The sequence below is a fragment of the Pseudomonas sp. NBRC 111124 genome, from assembly GCF_001320245.1.
Taxonomy (GTDB): Bacteria; Pseudomonadota; Gammaproteobacteria; order Pseudomonadales; family Pseudomonadaceae; genus Aquipseudomonas.
Genome location: NZ_BCBA01000005.1, coordinates 34362 through 52665 on the forward strand (window position 1 = coordinate 34362; position 18304 = coordinate 52665).

At 62.6% G+C, this 18304-nt stretch carries 18 protein-coding genes; 8 read left to right on the forward strand and 10 right to left on the reverse strand.

The genetic code is table 11. The features are described from left to right. The first annotated feature begins 72 nt into the window (after positions 1 to 72). On the forward strand, positions 73 to 867 hold the full coding sequence (locus APH28_RS02935) for a phosphatase PAP2 family protein (RefSeq protein WP_060507552.1): 795 nt from the start codon (positions 73 to 75) through the stop codon (positions 865 to 867). 27 nt (positions 868 to 894) lie between these two features. Here the strand turns inward: APH28_RS02935 and APH28_RS02940 are convergent, their stop codons facing one another. Beyond that, on the reverse strand, positions 895 to 1296 hold the full coding sequence (locus APH28_RS02940; protein ID WP_060507553.1) for an RNA-binding S4 domain-containing protein: 402 nt from the start codon (positions 1294 to 1296) through the stop codon (positions 895 to 897). A gap of 109 nt (positions 1297 to 1405) precedes the next feature. Here APH28_RS02940 and APH28_RS02945 point away from each other — a divergent pair, with 109 nt between their 5' ends. Both APH28_RS02945 and rimK read left to right on the forward strand, forming a co-directional pair. After that, entirely contained in the window at positions 1406 to 1888 is a 483-nt protein-coding gene (locus tag APH28_RS02945) for an ATP-dependent zinc protease (RefSeq protein WP_060507554.1), read from the forward strand. After that, positions 1885 to 2790, forward strand: coding sequence for a 30S ribosomal protein S6--L-glutamate ligase (gene rimK / locus APH28_RS02950; RefSeq protein ID WP_015268602.1), 906 nt, complete (start codon positions 1885 to 1887; stop codon positions 2788 to 2790). The genes APH28_RS02945 and rimK overlap by 4 nt, the downstream gene beginning before the upstream one ends. A 53-nt stretch (positions 2791 to 2843) precedes the next feature. Here the strand turns inward: rimK and APH28_RS02955 are convergent, their stop codons facing one another. Next, a complete protein-coding gene (locus tag APH28_RS02955; RefSeq protein WP_060507555.1) occupies positions 2844 to 4157 on the reverse strand; it encodes an ATP-binding protein in 1314 nt (437 codons plus the stop codon). Between the two features lie 13 nt (positions 4158 to 4170). Beyond that, positions 4171 to 4911, reverse strand: coding sequence for a two-component system response regulator OmpR (ompR, locus tag APH28_RS02960; protein WP_060507556.1), 741 nt, complete (start codon positions 4909 to 4911; stop codon positions 4171 to 4173). 217 nt (positions 4912 to 5128) lie between these two features. Between ompR and APH28_RS02965 the strand changes: the two genes are divergently transcribed. The 4 genes from APH28_RS02965 to APH28_RS02980 all read left to right on the forward strand — a co-directional run bounded on the left by APH28_RS02965 (position 5129) and on the right by APH28_RS02980 (position 10200). Continuing rightward, positions 5129 to 7453, forward strand: a complete 2325-nt coding sequence (locus tag APH28_RS02965; protein WP_060507557.1) for a Tex family protein — start codon at positions 5129 to 5131, stop codon at positions 7451 to 7453. Continuing rightward, positions 7453 to 7836: a PaaI family thioesterase gene (locus APH28_RS02970; protein ID WP_060507558.1), complete on the forward strand. Its 384-nt coding sequence runs from the start codon at positions 7453 to 7455 to the stop codon at positions 7834 to 7836. The genes APH28_RS02965 and APH28_RS02970 overlap by 1 nt, the downstream gene beginning before the upstream one ends. Before the next feature lie 154 nt (positions 7837 to 7990). Continuing rightward, complete coding sequence (gene gshA / locus APH28_RS02975; RefSeq protein ID WP_177334211.1) at positions 7991 to 9568, forward strand: glutamate--cysteine ligase; 1578 nt, start codon at positions 7991 to 7993, stop codon at positions 9566 to 9568. Then, the gene (locus APH28_RS02980; RefSeq protein ID WP_060507560.1) at positions 9568 to 10200 is read left to right on the forward strand and encodes a TetR/AcrR family transcriptional regulator; all 633 of its coding nucleotides are present in this window, start codon (positions 9568 to 9570) and stop codon (positions 10198 to 10200) included. The genes gshA and APH28_RS02980 overlap by 1 nt, the downstream gene beginning before the upstream one ends. Before the next feature lie 139 nt (positions 10201 to 10339). On the opposite strand, the gene APH28_RS02985 is transcribed toward APH28_RS02980, so the two are convergent. The 7 genes from APH28_RS02985 to APH28_RS03015 all read right to left on the reverse strand — a co-directional run bounded on the left by APH28_RS02985 (position 10340) and on the right by APH28_RS03015 (position 16822). Further along, positions 10340 to 10555 (reverse strand): molybdopterin-binding protein, encoded by a 216-nt coding sequence (locus APH28_RS02985; protein ID WP_027595183.1) that lies wholly within the window; start codon positions 10553 to 10555, stop codon positions 10340 to 10342. A gap of 44 nt (positions 10556 to 10599) precedes the next feature. Continuing rightward, positions 10600 to 11412, reverse strand: coding sequence for an aliphatic sulfonates ABC transporter ATP-binding protein (gene ssuB / locus APH28_RS02990; RefSeq protein ID WP_060507561.1), 813 nt, complete (start codon positions 11410 to 11412; stop codon positions 10600 to 10602). Next, positions 11412 to 12209 (reverse strand): aliphatic sulfonate ABC transporter permease SsuC, encoded by a 798-nt coding sequence (gene ssuC / locus APH28_RS02995; RefSeq protein WP_060507562.1) that lies wholly within the window; start codon positions 12207 to 12209, stop codon positions 11412 to 11414. Before ssuC ends, ssuB begins: the two co-directional genes overlap by 1 nt. A gap of 10 nt (positions 12210 to 12219) precedes the next feature. Then, positions 12220 to 13368, reverse strand: coding sequence for an FMNH2-dependent alkanesulfonate monooxygenase (gene ssuD, locus APH28_RS03000; protein ID WP_060507563.1), 1149 nt, complete (start codon positions 13366 to 13368; stop codon positions 12220 to 12222). A 60-nt stretch (positions 13369 to 13428) separates the two neighbouring features. After that, a complete protein-coding gene (locus tag APH28_RS03005) occupies positions 13429 to 14394 on the reverse strand; it encodes a sulfonate ABC transporter substrate-binding protein (RefSeq protein WP_060507564.1) in 966 nt (321 codons plus the stop codon). Positions 14395 to 14677: 283 nt separating this feature from the next. Further along, positions 14678 to 15316 (reverse strand): peroxiredoxin, encoded by a 639-nt coding sequence (locus APH28_RS03010; RefSeq protein WP_060507565.1) that lies wholly within the window; start codon positions 15314 to 15316, stop codon positions 14678 to 14680. Positions 15317 to 15490: 174 nt separating this feature from the next. Further along, on the reverse strand, positions 15491 to 16822 hold the full coding sequence (locus APH28_RS03015) for an OprD family porin (RefSeq protein WP_060507566.1): 1332 nt from the start codon (positions 16820 to 16822) through the stop codon (positions 15491 to 15493). A gap of 499 nt (positions 16823 to 17321) precedes the next feature. On the opposite strand from APH28_RS03015, the gene tauA reads away from it, so the two are divergent. Then, positions 17322 to 18293: a taurine ABC transporter substrate-binding protein gene (gene tauA / locus APH28_RS03020; RefSeq protein WP_060507567.1), complete on the forward strand. Its 972-nt coding sequence runs from the start codon at positions 17322 to 17324 to the stop codon at positions 18291 to 18293. Positions 18294 to 18304: the final 11 nt, after the last annotated feature.

Genomic DNA, 18304 nt, shown 5'->3' on the forward strand with positions numbered 1-18304 from the left:
CGAACTACTGCGAGATCCCGTGGTAGAGCGCTCACAAGGCACTCTCATTCCCGTTGGCAATAGAGGTATTTTATGGACAATCGACCACTGTTCCAAGCAAGGTGGTCCTGGGGGCCATTGGCAGCCTGTACGCTGCTTCCCATCGCTCTACTGTGTTTCTGGTTATGGCCTATTGGCCAGATCCTGTGCCTGACTTTCGACGAGTGGCTGTTCCATAGCCTCAATACGCCCTTGGCCGACAACACGACCTGGCGCTATATCTGGACCGTCGGCAGTCTGCGCCCCTTTGATATCGTCGTCGGCCTGATCCTTCTGGCCGTGCTGATCCGAGGCGATTGGGTGTTCAAGGCCAGCCAGGTTCGTGAAGCCTTCTTTGGCTTTTTGGTCACGCTGCTCCTATTAGTGGTGATTCGCGCGCTGTTTTCCAAGTGGGTGGATGCAATGGGCTGGCAACATGACAGCCCATCGATGGTGTTCGACAACGTGGTGCACCTCAGCAGCTACTACCCGAACCTGGAAAAAGCGTGGGAGCTAAAGGACCGTTCCAGCAACAGTTTCCCTGGCGATCACGCCTCGGTATTGCTGATCTGGGCCTTGTTCATGAGCCTGTTCAGCCGACGTCTGGTGCAGCACCTGGTGGTCTGGGGCCTTGCCTTGCTGTTCATGCTGCCGCGACTGGTGGCCGGGGCGCACTGGGGGCAGGACGATTACATCGGCGGCCTGCTGATGGCAGTGCTGGCGTTGGGCTGGAGCTGCCATACGCCGCTGGCGGCCAAGGGCAGTGCCTTGCTGCTGCGCTGGACGGCGCCGTTGTTTGCAATCGCGGCCAAGCTACCGTTGGTCGGACGACTGGCGGTGATCCGCTAAAGCGCTGGGGCTGCTGTGCGGCCCCAACTATTCAAAGCTCCCATGCAGCTGGTGAATCTGCCGCCGCTGCTTCTTGGTCGGCCGACCATCGGTCGTCACGCCCATCGACCCTGCCTTGCGCATCTCAGCAGCCTGCTCGCGGCGACGCACGCTTTCTTCAGTTTCTGCATACAACGCCTGCGCCTCAGGCGCCCCGCGCCGTACGGTCGACAGCCCCTTGACCACCACGGTGCGCTCATCGAAGCCAGTACGCAGCACGAACTCATCCCCAACCCGCGGCTCCTTGCCCGGCTTGCAGCGCTCGCCGCGGCAATGCACCTTGCCGCTTTCGATCGCTGCCTTGGCCAGCGCACGGGTCTTGTAGAACCGTGCGGCCCACAACCATTTATCCAGGCGGACCTTGTCATCGTCCTCGGCTTTTTGTGCCATCTCGTTTCCTCGAATTCTGTCTTTCATCGAACTGTACTACCGTAACTGACGGATGCAAAAAGTCCCCGCCGTGCTTACAGTTCACCACCTTATCCCCAGGGTGTGCTTCGTGAAGAAATTTGACCATCTGACAGTGATCGGCCTACGCGAGTGGGTGGCCCTGCCCGACCTGGGTGTGGCGGGCCTGCGCGCCAAGATCGATACCGGCGCCAGCACCTCCAGCCTGCATGCCACGGAGGTCGAACCGTTCGAGCGTGACGGCCAATCCTGGGTACGCTTCACCGCCCACCTCGGCTCGGTGGTGCAGTTGCGCCACCGCCGCTGTGAGGCGCCACTGGTGACCATGAAGACCATCAAGAGCTCCAACGGGCAGGCCCAGACCCGCTACGTGATCCGTACCACGCTGGCCTTGGGCGACGCCGTCTGGGAAGTCGAGTTCACCCTGGCCTGCCGCAAGAACATGCGCTATCGCCTGCTGCTTGGCTCCAAGGCGCTCATCCATGGCCAACTGGTGGTCAACCCTGGCTTGAAATACGTGCAAGACAAACCGGCCTATCCGGCCACCCTTTCCCCTGTCACAGGTGCTGCATGAAGATCGCTGTGCTGTCGCGCAATCCGCGTCTGTATTCCACCCGCCGCCTGGTCGAAGCCGGTACTCAGCGGGGCCATGAAATGGTGGTGATCGACACCCTGCGGGCCTACATGAACATCGCCAGCCACAAGCCGCAGATCCACTACCGCGGCAAGCCGCTGGAGGGGTTTGATGCGGTGATCCCGCGCATCGGTGCCTCAGTGACCTTCTACGGCTGCGCGGTGCTGCGCCAGTTCGAGATGATGGGCGTTTACCCGCTCAATGAGTCGGTGGCGATCGCCCGCTCACGTGACAAGCTGCGTTCACTGCAATTGCTGTCGCGTCGCGGCATCGGCCTGCCGATCACGGGCTTCGCCCACTCGCCTGACGACATCCCCGACTTGATCCAGATGGTCAACGGCGCACCGCTGGTGATCAAGGTCCTCGAAGGCACTCAAGGTATCGGCGTAGTGCTGTGCGAGACCACCAAGGCCGCCGAATCGGTGATCGAGGCGTTCATGGGGCTGAAGCAGAACATCATGGTTCAGGAGTACATCAAGGAGGCCGGCGGTGCGGATATCCGCTGCTTCGTGGTGGGCGACAAGGTGATTGCCTCAATGAAACGCCAGGCCAAGCCCGGGGAGTTCCGCTCCAACCTGCATCGCGGCGGAGTGGCCAGCCTGATCAAGATCACCCCGGAAGAGCGCATGACCGCCATTCGTGCCGCCAAGGTGATGGGGCTGAGCGTGGCGGGGGTGGATATCCTGCGCTCGAACCACGGGCCATTGGTGATGGAAGTGAACTCGTCGCCTGGGCTGGAAGGGATCGAAGTGACCACCGGCAAAAATGTGGCCGGGATGATCATCGAGCACCTGGAGAAGAATGGCGGGCCGAATCAGACCCGGACCAAAGGTAAAGGCTGATCCGGCCTGCACCGGCCTCCTCGCGGCTAAAGCCGCGAAGAGGCCGGAAAACCTCACACAGCATTGCGCGGCAACAACAGCCCCAACGGCAACCGCACACGCGCTTCGATCCCGCCACCGGAGCGGTTACGCAACTCGACATTCCCGCCATGCTGGGCCGCGATCCGTTTGACGATCGCCAAGCCCAGCCCGGTCCCCTTGCCGCCTCGGGCTCGGTCCCCGCGGATAAACGGGTTGAAGATGGTTTCCAGCTCCGATTCGTCGATCCCGGTACCCCGATCCAGCACGCTGAGCACCACATACGGCGCGCTCTCGTCACCCGATACATAGGCCGCCACCTCGACGCCCTTGCCAGCATGATGCAGAGCATTACCAATCAGGTTGCCAAGCATGCGCTTGAGCGAAACCCGGCGCAGCGGGAACGGCGGAATCGGCTCCAGACACAGGCGCACGCGTTCTTCCGGCTGGTTGTACGGTGCCACCACTTCACGCACCAGGTCGGCCAGGTCGACCTCTTCGACCGGCTCGTCCCGCCCATCGCGAATGAACGCCAGGAACTGGTCGAGAATCGCGTCCATGTCCTCGATATCGCGGACCATGTCGTCACTCAGCTCGCTGTCGCTGTTCAATAACGACAACGACAGGCGCAGGCGCGTGAGCGGCGTACGCAGGTCATGGGAAACCCCCGCCAGCATCAGCTCCCGCTCCCGGCCGGCCTGTTCGACATCCTCGGCCATCTGGTTGAAGGCGCGGTAGACCTCGGTCATCTCGCTGGGCGTGTCGCTGATCGGCAGGCGCACGCTGCGGCCCTGCCCCAATTGCCGGGCGGCGAATACCAAGCGCTTCAACGGTTGGTTGAGCTGACGCACGAAAATCCATGCAGAGGCGGTCGACAACAAGCCGATGGCCAGGAACCAGCCCAGCACGTTCCAGATCTTCTGCCCACGCAGCGGGTGCGGGTACAACGGCACCTTCAGCCAACCCGGGCCCAGGCTCGGTGCGTTCACCCACAAGGCAGGCGGCGCATGGATGCGCAGGCGTACTTCGGTGTCTTCACCCAGTTCGGCCTGCATCTGGCGCTGGTAGATCTCGCTGTATGGCCAGTGCTGTTCACCCTCCGGTACGCCGGAACCTGTGACCCGGATCAGCCCTGCGGCTTCGGCGATCTTTTCGCGGTTCTCTTCATCCGCCGCCCAATAGGCGCGCAGGGTCAGCGCGACACCGTGGCTGTACTGCCGATCGACCAGCACGTCCTCGTTCATCAGCAGGTAGACCAGCGTCAGTGCCTTGGAGAACAGGACAACGATCAGCACCAGCCACAACGTGCGGGCGAAGAAGCTTTGCGGAAACCAGAGCGGTGTTTTCATCGACGACGAAGCATCATTTGCCTGCGTTTCCGTCTGGTACGAACACGTAACCAACGCCCCACACCGTCTGGATGTAGCGGGGCTTGGACGGGTCCGGCTCGATCATGCGGCGCAGGCGCGAGATCTGCACGTCGATGGAGCGCTCCAGGGCATCCCATTCGCGGCCACGGGCCAGGTTCATCAGTTTGTCGCGGGTCAGCGGCTCACGGGCGTGCATCACCAGTGCCTTGAGCACGGCGAACTCGCCGGTGGTGAGCATGTGCACTTCGTCGCCACGCTTGAGTTCGCGGGTGGCCAACGACAGCTCGTAGTCGCCGAAGGTGACCGACTCGTCCTCGGTGCCCGGGGCGCCCGGCACGCTCGGCGACTGGCGGCGCAGCACGGCCTTGACCCGCGCCATCAATTCGTCCGGATTGAACGGCTTGCCCAGGTAGTCGTCGGCACCCAGCTCCAGGCCCTTGATGCGGCTGAGCTCGTCACCCTTGGCGGTGAGCATGATGATCGGGATCTGGTTGTTCGACTGGCGCAGGCGCTTGCACGCGGACAGGCCGTCCTCGCCCGGCAGCATCAGGTCGAGCACCACCAGGTTGAACACCTCACGCTGCAGCAAGCGGTCCATCTGTTCGGTGTTGGGCACCGCACGGGCACGGTAGCCCTTGCTGGTGAAGAAACGTTCCAGCAGGCTGCTGAGCCCCGGATCGTCGTCGACGATGAGAATCTTGTCACCTTCAGCGGTGTTGTGGGTGCCGGTCATGAATAACTCCTCTGATTTCGCCGCGCATTATGGCGTAGCCATAGCTGCACGTTGCGTGAGCATTGTTAGCAGATTTTTCCCCGGGCGCCAGTTCCGGCTGGCTGGGCGCCATCACCGCAAGCCGTTTGCGATGGGTATAATGCGCGGCTTTCATCCAGCGCCACCGGGCCGAAGGCCCACCGGCGCCCCCCGTATTCACAAATGTCAGGTGGTTTACATGGACAGCATCAACAGCCGTATCGCCGAGGAACTGGGCGTACGCCCCCAGCAGGTCGAGGCGGCCGTGGGCCTGTTGGACGAAGGCTCGACCGTGCCCTTCATCGCCCGTTACCGCAAGGAAGTGACCGGTAGCCTCGACGACACCCAGCTGCGCCACCTGGAAGAGCGCCTGCGCTACCTGCGCGAACTCGACGAGCGCCGCGCCAGTATCCTGTCCAGCATCGAGGAACAGGGCAAGCTGACCCCGGAGTTGGCCCGCGAGATCAAGCTGGCCGACACCAAGACCCGCCTCGAAGACCTGTACCTGCCCTACAAACAGAAGCGCCGCACCAAGGGCCAGATCGCCCTGGAAGCCGGCCTCGGCGAGCTGGCCGACGGCCTGTTCAACGACCCGAACCTGGCTCCGGAAAGCGAAGCCGCACGTTTTGTCGATGCTGAAAAAGGCGTGGCCGACGTCAAGGCTGCGCTGGAAGGCGCCAAGTACATCCTCATGGAGCGCTTTGCCGAAGACGCCGCCCTGCTCGAGAAGCTGCGCAACTTCCTCAAGCAGGAAGCGGTGCTCAGCGCCCGCGTGGTGGCCGGCAAGGAAGAAGAAGGCGCCAAGTTCCGCGACTACTTCGCCCATGATGAACTGCTGCGCACTGCGCCTTCGCACCGTGCCCTGGCGATCTTCCGCGGGCGCAATGAAGGCGTGTTGAGCGCCTCGCTCAAGGTCGGCGAAGAGCTGCCTGGCACCCTGCACCCGTGCGAAGTGATGATCGGCAACCACGTCGGTATCGAAAACCGCAGCCGCCCGGCCGACAAGTGGCTGGGCGAGGTGGTGCGCTGGACCTGGAAGGTCAAGCTCTACACTCACCTGGAAACCGACCTGTTCGGCGAGCTGCGCGACAACGCCGAAAGCGAAGCGATCAACGTCTTCGCTCACAACCTGCACGACCTGCTGCTGGCCGCCCCGGCCGGCCCGCGCGCCACCCTGGGCTTCGACCCGGGCCTGCGCACCGGCTGCAAGATCGCCGTGGTCGATGCCACCGGCAAGCTGCTGGACTACACCACGGTCTACCCGCACGCGCCGAAGAACGACTGGGACCGCACCATCGCCATCATGGCCGCCCTGTGCGCCAAACACTCGGTGGAGCTGATCGCCATCGGCAACGGCACCGCCAGCCGCGAGAGCGACAAGCTGGTGGCCGAGCTGGTGAAGAAGTACCCAGCCCTGAAGATCACCAAGATCATGGTCTCCGAAGCCGGCGCTTCGGTGTACTCGGCGTCGGAACTGGCCGCCCGTGAATTCCCGGACCTGGACGTGTCGATCCGTGGCGCCGTGTCGATCGCCCGCCGCCTGCAGGACCCGCTGGCCGAGCTGGTGAAGATCGACCCGAAATCCATCGGGGTCGGCCAGTACCAGCACGACGTCTCGCAAATCAAGCTGGCCCGCGGCCTGGACGCCGTGGTCGAGGACTGTGTGAACGCCGTGGGCGTCGACGTCAACACTGCGTCGGTGGCGCTGCTGACCCGTATTTCCGGCCTCAACGCTACGCTGGCACAGAACATCGTTGCCCACCGCGACGCCAACGGCCCGTTCGCCACCCGCGCGGCGCTGAAAAAGGTCAGCCGCCTGGGCGAAAAAACCTTCGAACAAGCCGCCGGCTTCCTGCGCGTGATGAACGGCGACAACCCGCTCGACGCCTCCGCCGTACACCCTGAGGCCTATCCACTGGTGCAGCGCATCGCTGCCGGCACCGAGCGCGACATCCGCTCGCTGATCGGCGACAGCGGCTTCCTCAAGCGCCTGGACCCGAAGCAGTTCACCGACGAGACCTTCGGCCTGCCGACCGTCACCGACATCCTGCAGGAGCTGGACAAGCCTGGCCGCGACCCGCGCCCCGAGTTCAAGACCGCCACCTTCCAGGATGGCGTCGAGGACCTCAAGGACCTGGAGCCAGGCATGATCCTCGAAGGCGTGGTGACCAACGTCACCAACTTCGGCGCCTTCGTCGACATCGGCGTGCACCAGGACGGCCTGGTGCACATCTCGGCGCTGTCGGAGAAATTCATCAAGGACCCACGTGAAGCGGTCAAGGCTGGCGACGTGGTCAAGGTCAAGGTCATGGAAGTGGACATCCCACGCAAGCGCGTCGGCCTGTCCATGCGCATGGGCGACACCCCGGGTGAAAAGGTCGAAGGCAACCGTGGCGGCAACCGGGGCAACGGCGGCAACCGCCAACAGCAGGCACCGCGCCAGCGTGAAACCGCCACTGCGGCCCCGGCCAACAACGCCATGGCCTCGCTGTTCGCCAACGCCAAGCAGCTGAAGAAGAAGTGATGGACATTCCCCAGGACTTGGTCCAAAGCGCCTACAGCCAGCTTCTTGGTTGCCGCGTGCAACGCCTGGATACAGGCGTTGCCGAGGTAGCGCTGGCGCTCGAACCGCAGCTGCGCAACCGCGGCCAGAAGCTGCACGGCGGGGCGATCTTCAGCCTGGTGGATATCGCCATGGGCCTGGCTTGCTCGACCAGTCACGGCTTCGACCAGCAGAGCGTGACCATCGAGTGCAAGATCAACTACATGCGCGCCATCAGCGACGGCGAAGTGCTGTGCACCGCCCGTGTACTGCACGCCGGGCGCCGCACTCTGGTGGTCGACGCCGACGTAGTTCAAGGCGACAAACTGGTAGCGAAAGCGCAAGGAACCTTCGCAGTTCTCTAGCTCACCAAGGGGTATCTGCGGTATTTTTCGGCAGTGCGCTGGCACTGCCGGAACCGCGTAAACCAGGCGACAACGCCAGTTCCTTTCTTCCTACCCTTGTAGACCGTCAGCTCTACCCCCATATTGGGGCGACTGACGCGTGAAGGAATACATCTTGAGCGACCTCCTCAACCGCCGCCTGAGCCTGCTCGGCGCCAATCTTCCCCTGCTCAAGCAGTGCCTGCACGGTATTGAGCGCGAATGCCTGCGCGTGACCGACGAAGGTCGCCTGGCCCAGACCCCGCATCCCGAAGCACTGGGGTCGGCGCTGACTAACGAGCAGATCACCACCGATTATTCCGAGTCGCTGCTGGAGTTCATCACTCCGGCCCTGGCCGACCCAGCCAAGGTGCTCGAAAGCCTCGAACAGACCCACCGCTTCGTCTACAGCAAGCTTGGCGACGAATACCTGTGGAGCCCGTCGATGCCTTGCACGCTGCCGGCCGAGGAGGACATCCCGATCGCCGAGTACGGCACCTCGAACATCGGCAAGCTCAAGCACGTGTACCGCAAAGGCCTTGCCCTGCGTTACGGCCGCACCATGCAGTGCATCGCCGGCATTCACTACAACTTCTCGCTGCCAGAAGCGCTGTGGCCGCTGCTGCGCGCTGCCGAAGGCAGCGAGGAAAGCGACCGCGATTACCAGTCTTCGGCGTACATTGCACTGATCCGCAACTTCCGCCGCTACAGCTGGTTGCTCATGTACCTGTTCGGCGCCTCGCCGGCACTGGACAAAGGCTTCCTGCGGGGCCGCCCGCATCAGCTCGAAGAGCTGGATGCCGAAACCCTGTACCTGCCCTACGCCACCAGCTTGCGCATGAGCGACCTGGGTTACCAGAGCAATGCCCAGGCCGGCCTCACGCCCTGCTATAACAACCTCGCCAGCTACACCGACAGCTTGCGCAAGGCGGTGGGCACGCCCTACCCGCCTTATGTGGAAGTCGGCACGCACGTGGATGGCGAATGGGTACAGCTGAATACCAACATCCTGCAGATCGAAAACGAGTACTACTCGAACATCCGCCCAAAACGCGTCACCTACACCGGCGAGCGGCCGATCCAGGCCCTGTCCTCGCGCGGTGTGCAGTATGTCGAAGTGCGCTGCCTGGACATCAACCCGTTCCTGCCGGTGGGCATCGACCTGACCGAAGCGCGCTTCCTCGACGCGTTCCTGCTGTTCTGCGCCCTCGAAGAGAGCCCGCAGCTGAACAACGGCGAATGCGGCCAGTGCACCGACAACTTCCTTACCGTGGTCAAGGAAGGCCGCCGTCCGGGCCTGGAGCTGCACCGCAACGGCCAGCCGGTCGGCCTGCGCGAGTGGGCCACCGAGCTTATCGGTCGCATCGGTCAGTTGGCCAGCCTGCTCGATCAGACCCAGGGCGGTGACGATCACGCCAAGGCCCTGGCTGCACAACAGGCCAAGGTCGACGATGCCTCGCTGACCCCGTCGGCCCAAGTACTGGCGCGCATGACCGAGCACGACGAGACCTTCATCCAGTTCTCCTTGCGCCAAAGCCGCCTGCACGCCGAGACCTTCCGCGAGCAACCGCTGTCGGTCGAACAGCAACAGGCCTTCGAGACCCTGGCACGCGAGTCACTGGCCAAGCAGTCCGAGCTGGAGCAGGAGGAAGTGGGTGACTTTGACCTGTTCGTCGGCGCTTACCAAGCCAGCATCCTGGCGATCAGCAACTGATGACCCGCACCGCCACCCCACGCAAGCCACGCGCCAGCAGCCAGGCCAGAATCGAAGCGATCCTGGCCTGCGCACGTGAGCTGCTGGCCGAACAAGGGGTGACGGGTCTGTCGATCTACAGCGTGGCCGAGCGTGCGCAGATTCCACCGTCGTCGGTGTATCACTTCTTCGCCAGCGTCCCGGCCTTGCTGGAGGCGCTGACCGCCGATGTGCACCGGGCCTTTCGCGAGGCATTGAGTGCGCCAATCGACAGCAGCGCGTTTGCCACTTGGCATGAGCTGTCGCGATTGATCGAGCAGCGCATGCTCGACATCTACAACGAGGATGCCGCAGCGCGGCAGTTGATCCTGGCCCAGCATGGGCTCAGTGAAGTCGTACAGGCCGATCGACAGCACGACATGGAGCTGGGCGACCTGATGCACAAGCTGTTCGACCAGCACTTCCACTTGCCGGTGATGCCGACGGATGTGGACGTGTTTGCCTTGGCCATGGAGTTGAGTGACAGGGTGTATGCGCGGTCGGTGCAATTGCATGAGGCAATCACCGCGCGCATGGCAGAGGAAGGCAAGCGGGTGTTCGAGGCCTATCTCGGTCTCTACCTGCCGCCGTTTCTGGCAAAGCGTTCCAGCTGAGATTTTGGGGCTGCGTTCAGGCCCCTTCGCGGGTAAACCCGCTCCCACAGGGGCCGCGCAAACGCTGATACCTGCACAGTACCTGTGGGAACGGGTTTACCCGCGAAGGGCTGCAACGCAGCCCCAGTCACGAAGTGCATCACAGCTTGGCGATGGACACTTCAGTCGATTTCACAAAGGCAATCACTTCGCTGCCTACTTGCAGCTCCAGCTCACGCACGGAGCGGGTGGTGATGACCGAGGTGACGACACCCGAGGCGGTCTGCACGTCGATTTCCGACAGTACCGGGCCTTCGAGGATTTCTTTCACGGTGCCTTTGAACTGGTTACGGACGTTGATGGCTTTGATGGTCATGGCTTGATTCCTTCTCGTTGGCTTCAGTCTGGTAGGTGAGTCATTCAGTGCGCCCAACGCAACTGCGTGGGCAAAGGGGCTACAGGGTCCGGCTCGGGCGGGATGCCCGGTACTGATAGAACGCGGTTGAGCACTTCGCTTTCCAGCGCGGCCAGGCGGTGTGAACCACGCGCCCTTGGCCTTGCCAGGTCGACGGTGAGGTCCAGGCCGACTTCGCCGTCCTCGATCAGGATCACCCGATCGGCAACGGCCACCGCCTCGTTGACGTCGTGGGTCACCAGCAACACGGTGAAGCCGTGCTGACGCCACAGGCGTTCGATCAGTTGCTGCATCTCGATGCGGGTCAGCGCATCCAGCGCGCCCAGCGGCTCGTCCAGCAGCAACAGGCGCGGTTGGTGGATCAGGGCGCGGGCTAGGGCCACACGCTGCTTCTGGCCACCGGACAACGCCGCCGGCCATTCATGGGCGCGATCGGCCAGGCCGACCGCCTCCAGGGCATCCAGTGCACGCTGGCGCCAGTCACCGCGCAGGCCCAGGCCGACGTTGTCGATCACCTTCTTCCAGGGCAGCAAGCGTGCATCCTGGAACATCAGGCGGGTTTCCTCGCGGGCCGCACTCAACGGCGCGGCACCGCCGAGCAACTCGCCGGAGGTCGGCAGATCGAGCCCGGCCAGCAGGCGCAGCAAGGTGCTCTTGCCGCAGCCACTGCGGCCGACGATGGCGACGAACTGACCGGCCGGGATGTGCAGGTCAATGCCCTTCAGCACTTCACGCTGGCCGAAGGCCTTGCGCAGGCCGTTGGCGGCCAGTGGGATGCCACGCAGCAGGCGCGGCGGCTGTTCTTTGAGCACCGTCATCATGCGCCCTCCTTCTTGGCTACCTGGTAGGCCGGGTGCCAGCGCAGCCATACCCGTTCCAGGCCGCGGGCGGCGAGGTCGGCGAGTTTGCCCAGTACGGCGTACAGAACGATCGCCAGTACCACCACGTCGGTCTGCAGGAATTCACGGGCATTCATGGCCAGGTAACCGATACCGGCGTTGGCCGAAATGGTCTCGGCAACGATCAGCGTCAGCCACATGAAACCCAGCGCGAAACGCACGCCGACCAGGATCGACGGCAGCGCCCCAGGCAGGATCACCTGGCGGAACAGGCCGAAGCCGGACAGGCCGTAGCTGCGGGCCATCTCTACCAGTGCCGGGTCGACATTGCGGATGCCGTGGTAGGTATTCAGGTAGATCGGGAACAAGGTGCCCAGCGCGACCAGGAAGATCTTTGCCGACTCGTCGATACCGAACCACAGAATGACCAGCGGGATCAGCGCCAGGTGTGGCACGTTGCGGATCATCTGCACCGAGCTGTCGAGCAGGCGTTCGCCCCAGTTCGACAGGCCAGTGATGAAGCCCAGCACCAGGCCAATGCTGCCGCCAATCACGAAGCCCAGCCCGGCGCGCCAGCCACTGATGGCCAAGTGGGTCCAGATCTCGCCGCTGCGCACCAGCTCGACACCGGCGCTGACCACCGCGCTCGGCGCCGGCAGGATGCGGGTCGACAGCCAGCCGGCGCTGACCGCCAGCTGCCAGGCCGCCAGCAGCAGCACCGGCAGTGCCCACGGCGCCAGGCGCTGGCTCAGGGTGGTGGAAGTTGTACGACTCATGGCCCGGCCCTCAGCTCTGCGCGACGGACTTGGGCAAGATGTCGTTGGCGACCATTTCCCCGAACGGGCTCACGTAGCCGCCAGTCTTGGGCTGCTCCGGGCGTTGCACATCGATGTGCGGGAACAGCAGTTCGGCAACCCGATACGACTCTTCCAGGTGTGGGTAACCGGAGAAGATGAAGGTATCGATACCCAGCTCGGCGTATTCCTTGACCCGCGCAGCCACGGTCGGGCCGTCGCCGACCAGCGCCGTACCTGCACCGCCACGCACCAGGCCGACACCGGCCCAGAGGTTGGGGCTGACTTCCAGGTTGTCGCGGTTGCCCTTGTGCAGGGCTGCCATGCGCTGCTGGCCGACCGAGTCGAAACGGGCCAGCGAGGCCTGGGCACGGGCGATGGTGTCGTCGTCCAGGTGCGAGATCAGTTTGTCTGCGGCCGCCCAGGCTTCCTCGTTGGTTTCGCGCACGATGACATGCAGGCGGATGCCAAAGCGGACCTCGCGGCCCTGAGCGGCAGCCTTTTCACGCACCTGGGCGATCTTCTCGGCAACAGCGCTCGGCGGCTCACCCCAGGTCAGGTACAGCTCGACCTGCTCGGCGGCGAGGTCCTGGGCGGCTTCGGAGGAGCCACCGAAGTACAGCGGCGGACGCGGTTGCTGAATGGGCGGATAGAGCAGCTTGGCGCCCTTCACCTGAATGTGCTTGCCGTCGTAGTCGACGTTCTCGCCTTCCAGCACCTTGCGCCAGATACGCGTGAACTCGACCGAGGCTTCGTAGCGCTCCTGATGGTTCAGGTGCAGGCCGTCACCGGCCAGCTCGTCCGGGTCGCCACCGGTCACCAGGTTGAACAGCGCACGGCCGTTGGACAAGCGATCAAGGGTCGCAGCCTGGCGTGCAGCCACGGTTGGCGAAATGATGCCTGGGCGCAGGGCGACCAGGAACTTCAGGCGCTGGGTCACCGGAATCAGCGACGCCGCCACCAGCCAGGAGTCCTCGCAGGAGCGCCCGGTAGGGATCAGCACACCGCCGAAGCCAAGGCGGTCGGCGGCCTGGGCGATCTGCTGCAGGTAACCGTGATCGACCGCGCGGGCGCCGTCGGAAGTGCCCAGGTACTTGCCGTCACCGTGGGTAGGGAGGAACCAGAAAATGTTAAGGCTCATTGGAGTTGTCTCCTCAAGGGTGGCGAGGGCCAGGGCGGCGCCCTGGCGCAGGCGAATCAATCAAGGCGCGGTGGCGACCTTGGCTGGGGGTGTCCAGATCACGTCCTTGATGCTCAGCGGCTTGGGAATCAGCTTGAGCGCCTGGAAGGTGTCGGCAATCTTCTGTTGAGCGGCCACCACTTGCGGGGTGAGCGGCTGGGCACCGTAGCCCTGGCGTTTAACCGAGGTCAGGGTGATGTCGGCGGGCAGGCCTAGCAGCGGCGCGACCTGATCGGTGACCTCCTGCGGGTTGGCCTGAGACCACTGGCCCACGGCGCGTACTTCGTCGATGAGGGTGCTGATGACTGCCGGGTGCTGGGTGGCGTAGTTGCGGGTAGCCAGGTAGAACTGGTGGTTGTCGACCAAGCCCTTGCCATCACGCAGGGTACGGGCCTGCAATTGTTGCTCGGCGGCCGCCTGGTACGGGTCCCAGATCACCCAGGCATCGACACTGCCACGTTCGAAAGCGGCACGGGCATCGGCAGGGGGCAGGTAGACGGGCTGGATGTCGCTGTAATTGAGGCCGGCATCTTCCAGGGCGCGGACCAGCAGGTAGTGAACGTTGGAGCCTTTGTTGAGGGCGACTTTCTTGCCTTTGAGCTCTTTCACCGACTGGACCGGCGAGCCCTTCGGCACGAGGATGGCTTCGCTGTGCGGCGCTGGCGGCTCGTAGGCTACGTAGAGCAGATCGGCGCCAGCAGCCTGGGCGAATACCGGTGGGGTCTCGCCGGTGACACCGAAGTCGATGGACCCGACGTTGAGCCCTTCGAGCAGCTGCGGGCCGCCAGGGAACTCGGTCCACTGCACTTGCACGCCCTGCTCGGCCAGGCGCTTCTCCAGCGTGCCCTTGGCCTTGAGCAGCACCAGGGTGCCGTATTTCTGATAACCGATACGCAGGCTCTCGGCCTGGGCTTGGGTGATGGCGCCGAAGGACACAGCCGCCGCAAACAGGGCGACCAGACCACGACGCAAGAAGACTGTGCGCATGGCGCTCTCCTGTGCGATTGAGGTTCGGGTTGCACCTGCTTGCCTCGTTGACGGGCGAGTAAGGTGGTGGAGCGAATGGCGCGGCCGGTCAGTGGTGTCGGCGTTGCCTTGTGTTCTGTTGGAGTGACATTACCAGCCTGCACATATATCTAGAAATCATATTTTTTCATTTGTTTATTCCTTTTTGGATTTATCCGACCTTATTCCCACAGGCATAAAAAAGGGCCGTCGAAACGGCCCGAAAATCCCTGCTATGGCTAAGAGCAATGCAACGAGGAATTCATCAACGATTAGGTTGCGGGGTCAGCCGCAGATAGGGTTTCACTGCCCGATAACCTTTCGGGAAGCGCTGCTTGATCTCGTCTTCGTCCTTCAGCGAGGGCACGATCACCACCTCATCGCCGTCCTGCCAGTTACCTGGTGTGGCGACCTTGTGGTTGTCGGTGAGCTGCAGCGAATCGATCACCCGCAGGATCTCGTTGAAGTTGCGCCCGGTACTGGCCGGATAGGTAATGGTCAGGCGCACCTTCTTGTTCGGGTCGATGACGAAAAGCGAACGCACGGTAAGGGTGTCGTTGGCATTGGGGTGAATCAGGTCGTAGAGGTCGGAGACCTTGCGGTCGGCGTCGGCAATGATCGGGAAGTTGACCACAGTGTTCTGGGTCTCGTTGATATCCTCGATCCACTTGTGGTGCGAATCGACCGGGTCGACCGACAGGGCGATAGCCTTCACGCCGCGCTTGGCGAAGTCTTCCTTGAGCTTGGCGGTCAGGCCCAGTTCGGTGGTGCACACCGGGGTGAAGTCCGCCGGGTGGGAGAACAGCACACCCCAGCTGTTGCCCAGCCATTCGTGGAAGCGGATCTTGCCTTCACTGGATTCCTGCTCGAAGTCCGGGGCGATGTCGCCGAGTTTGAGGCTCATGGGTACGGCTCCTATGCTGTGTTCTGGGCTGTGTTCTGCCTTATGGATTCAATGTGCCTGTATTCGATGAGAAATAAAAAGAATAAATAATGATTTATTTATAACTTTTGCGCATACCGAATTGTGGCCACAAAAAAGCCTCGCACTAGGCGAGGCTTTCTATGTGGCTACGGCTTACAGGAAGCTGTAAGTGTAGTTCACGATGAAGCGAGCCTGATCCTGGTCGGCGCTGGCCTCGTTGCTACCGCCACGGTAGACGCCCTGACGCAGGCTGAAGCCCAGGCCTTTGAGGGTGCCTTCCTGAATGGTGTAGTCGACGCGTGCGTCACGTTCCCACTCGTTGTAGGTGCCGTGGCCGCTCTTGTAGCGAATGTCGTCACCGCGCAGGTAGGCAATCGAGGCCTTCAGGCCTGGAACGCCCAGCGAGGCGAAGTCATAGGAGTACTGACCGAAGTTGGTGTTCTCACCGGCACGGGCAAACTGGTTGATCATGCTGTCGGTGAACAGGTAGAAGCTGGAACCACCGGCGCCTTCAGGACGGTTGTTGCCATCAACAACGTTACCCTGGTTCAGCCAGACGAAACCGCCGTCGTCGCTGACTTGCTGACGACCGAGCATGAGCGCGTGGCCACCCAGGGTGTAGGTGAACATGGCAGACCAGGTCTTGTTGTCGATCTTGCCAGTGTTCTTGGCGTAGCCGCCGTTGTTGTTGAAGTTGTAGCCGCCGCCGTGACCGTTGTTGCCGTCGCTGCTGCTGTCGAAGTAGCGCAGGTCGGTCTTGAACGACTGGTCGTCAGCGATCTTGAAGACGTGGGTCGCACCCAGGAAGTGCTGCTTGTAGAAGTCTTCCAGGTTCGAGTAGTAATACTGCAGGGTCAGGTCTGGAGTGAGCTTGTAATCCAGGCCGCCGTAGCGGAACTTGTTGCTGTCGGCAGTAGCGCCCGCGACCGACAGACCGGTGCGGTTGCTCGAAGCACGGCCCATGGCGTGGGTCAGCTGACCGGCGTTGACGGTCAGGTTGTCGATTTCCTTCGACTGGATGGTGCCACCCTCGAAGGTCTGCGGCAGCAGACGACCGTCGTTGGAGACCAGGATCGGCAGGTTTGGCGCCAGGGCGCTACCGAAGTGAACCTCGGTCTTCGAGAAGCGGGCCTTGGCGTTGGCGCCGAAGCGTGCCCACTGGTCTACGGCCGAACCGTCGCTGTCGCTTGGGAAGAAGGTGCCGACATCAGGGTGGTGGCCTTTGCCGCCATCCAGGTGAATACCCCACAGGGCCTGGGCGTCTACACCGAAACCAACGGTGCCTGGAGTGAAACCGGAGATGTAGTCGAGCTTGAAGCCCTGACCCGACTCACGGTTGTCAGCGCCACCATCACGGTTGTCGTTGTTGAAGTACATGGTGCGCGAGCTCAGCGACAGTTTGCTGTCTTCGACGAAACCGGCGGCACCTGCTGCTTGGGCGAAAACCCCCACTGCCACGGCCAGAGCCAGGCTGGACTTGTACATGTTTTGCTCCTCTACGTTCTAATTCTTGTGTATCTCTGGCGGCAGGATCTGTTGCCCCGCTCTACCGTGGATGGGCGATTAGCCCCAAAGCGTGACCATTTAGTCAATCATTTCTAAACATTTCTCGACTTTGGTCTAAGACGCCCCTGCGCTACAGGATAATGACAATCCTATAAATCCAAAATGACCGTTTTATGAATTTGTAAGATTTTTACGGAATAACGTAGGAACCTTCACTGCGAAAAGTTGTATCGGCGCTGTCAATCATACCTTTAGGTTATTTGCAAACGTTTGCCGACCAGCAGCCGATCACCCGCCCTTTCAAAGGGAAAAAAGACTAGCAGCAGATCACGCTTGCGCCAGCCGCCTTTTCCGGCACTGGCCAGGGTTAAAGCGTTTGGCTCCTAAGCTAATTCTAAAAAGTTATTTATTTTCCAATTCTTAGATCATCTAGTCTTCTCGCCATCCAAGACCCTTATTGCCTGACGAGAGGTTCACCATGATCCCGCATGCTCCGCTGCGCCTGTTCGCTGCCCTGACCCTCGCCAGCACCAGCTGGTTGGCCCAGGCTGCCGACCTCACCGTTGCCTACCAGACTACCGTCGACCCGGCCAAGGTGGCCCAGGTCGATGGCAACTATGAAAAGGCCAGCAAGACCAGCATCGACTGGCGCAAGTTCGATAACGGCGCGGACGTTATCACCGCCGTGGCCAGCGGCGACGTGCAGATCGGCTACCTCGGTTCCAGCCCGCTGGCTGCTGCCGCCACCCGCAAGCTGCCGGTCGAGACCTTCCTCATCGCCACCCAGATCGGTGCTGGCGAGGCACTGGTCGCTCGCGACAACATCAAGACCCCGCAGGACCTGATCGGCAAGAAAGTCGCCGTGCCGTTCGTTTCCACCGGCCACTACAGCCTGCTGGCCGCGCTGAAAAGCTGGAACATCGACCCGTCCAAGGTACAGATCCTCAACCTCGCACCGCCGGCGATCATCGCAGCCTGGAAGCGCGGCGACATCGATGCCACCTACGTGTGGGACCCGGCTCTGGGCGTGGCCAAGGAAAACGGCAAGGTGCTGATCACCTCGGGCGAGCTGGCCGAAAAAGGCGCACCGACGTTCGATGCCTGGATCGTGCGCAAGGACTTCGCCGCCAAGCACCCGGAGGTGGTCAAGGCCTTCGCCAAGGTCACCCTCGACGCCTACGCCGACTACCGCAAGGACCCAAAAGCCTGGCTGGCCAACCAGGACAATGTGGCCAAGCTGGCCAAGCTGTCCGGCGCCAAACCGGCTGATATCCCGGTACTGCTGCAGGGCAACGTCTACCCGCTGGCCGCCGACCAGGCCAAGGAGCTGGGCGCACCCACCACCCAGGCGCTGACCGACACGGCCACCTTCCTCAAGCAACAAGGCAAGGTCGACGCGGTGCTGCCGGACTACTCGCCCTACGTCAGCGACAAATTCCTTCCAAACTGATTCGGAGCCTG

Bases quoted from the DNA above. Each gene is read 5' to 3' on its own strand.
- APH28_RS02935 (WP_060507552.1), top strand. From the start codon at position 73: ATGGACAATCGACCACTGTTCCAAGCAAGGTGGTCCTGGGGGCCATTG.
- ssuC (WP_060507562.1), bottom strand. From the start codon at position 12,209: ATGAGTCGTACAACTTCCACCACCCTGAGCCAGCGCCTGGCGCCGTGG.
- rimK (WP_015268602.1), top strand. From the start codon at position 1,885: ATGAAGATCGCTGTGCTGTCGCGCAATCCGCGTCTGTATTCCACCCGC.
- APH28_RS03005 (WP_060507564.1), bottom strand. From the start codon at position 14,394: ATGCGCACAGTCTTCTTGCGTCGTGGTCTGGTCGCCCTGTTTGCGGCG.
- APH28_RS03010 (WP_060507565.1), bottom strand. From the start codon at position 15,316: ATGAGCCTCAAACTCGGCGACATCGCCCCGGACTTCGAGCAGGAATCC.
- APH28_RS02980 (WP_060507560.1), top strand. From the start codon at position 9,568: ATGACCCGCACCGCCACCCCACGCAAGCCACGCGCCAGCAGCCAGGCC.
- APH28_RS03015 (WP_060507566.1), bottom strand. From the start codon at position 16,822: ATGTACAAGTCCAGCCTGGCTCTGGCCGTGGCAGTGGGGGTTTTCGCC.
- APH28_RS02955 (WP_060507555.1), bottom strand. From the start codon at position 4,157: ATGAAAACACCGCTCTGGTTTCCGCAAAGCTTCTTCGCCCGCACGTTG.
- APH28_RS02940 (WP_060507553.1), bottom strand. From the start codon at position 1,296: ATGGCACAAAAAGCCGAGGACGATGACAAGGTCCGCCTGGATAAATGG.
- APH28_RS02985 (WP_027595183.1), bottom strand. From the start codon at position 10,555: ATGACCATCAAAGCCATCAACGTCCGTAACCAGTTCAAAGGCACCGTG.
- APH28_RS02965 (WP_060507557.1), top strand. From the start codon at position 5,129: ATGGACAGCATCAACAGCCGTATCGCCGAGGAACTGGGCGTACGCCCC.
- ompR (WP_060507556.1), bottom strand. From the start codon at position 4,911: ATGACCGGCACCCACAACACCGCTGAAGGTGACAAGATTCTCATCGTC.
- tauA (WP_060507567.1), top strand. From the start codon at position 17,322: ATGATCCCGCATGCTCCGCTGCGCCTGTTCGCTGCCCTGACCCTCGCC.
- ssuD (WP_060507563.1), bottom strand. From the start codon at position 13,368: ATGAGCCTTAACATTTTCTGGTTCCTCCCTACCCACGGTGACGGCAAG.
- APH28_RS02970 (WP_060507558.1), top strand. From the start codon at position 7,453: ATGGACATTCCCCAGGACTTGGTCCAAAGCGCCTACAGCCAGCTTCTT.
- ssuB (WP_060507561.1), bottom strand. From the start codon at position 11,412: ATGACGGTGCTCAAAGAACAGCCGCCGCGCCTGCTGCGTGGCATCCCA.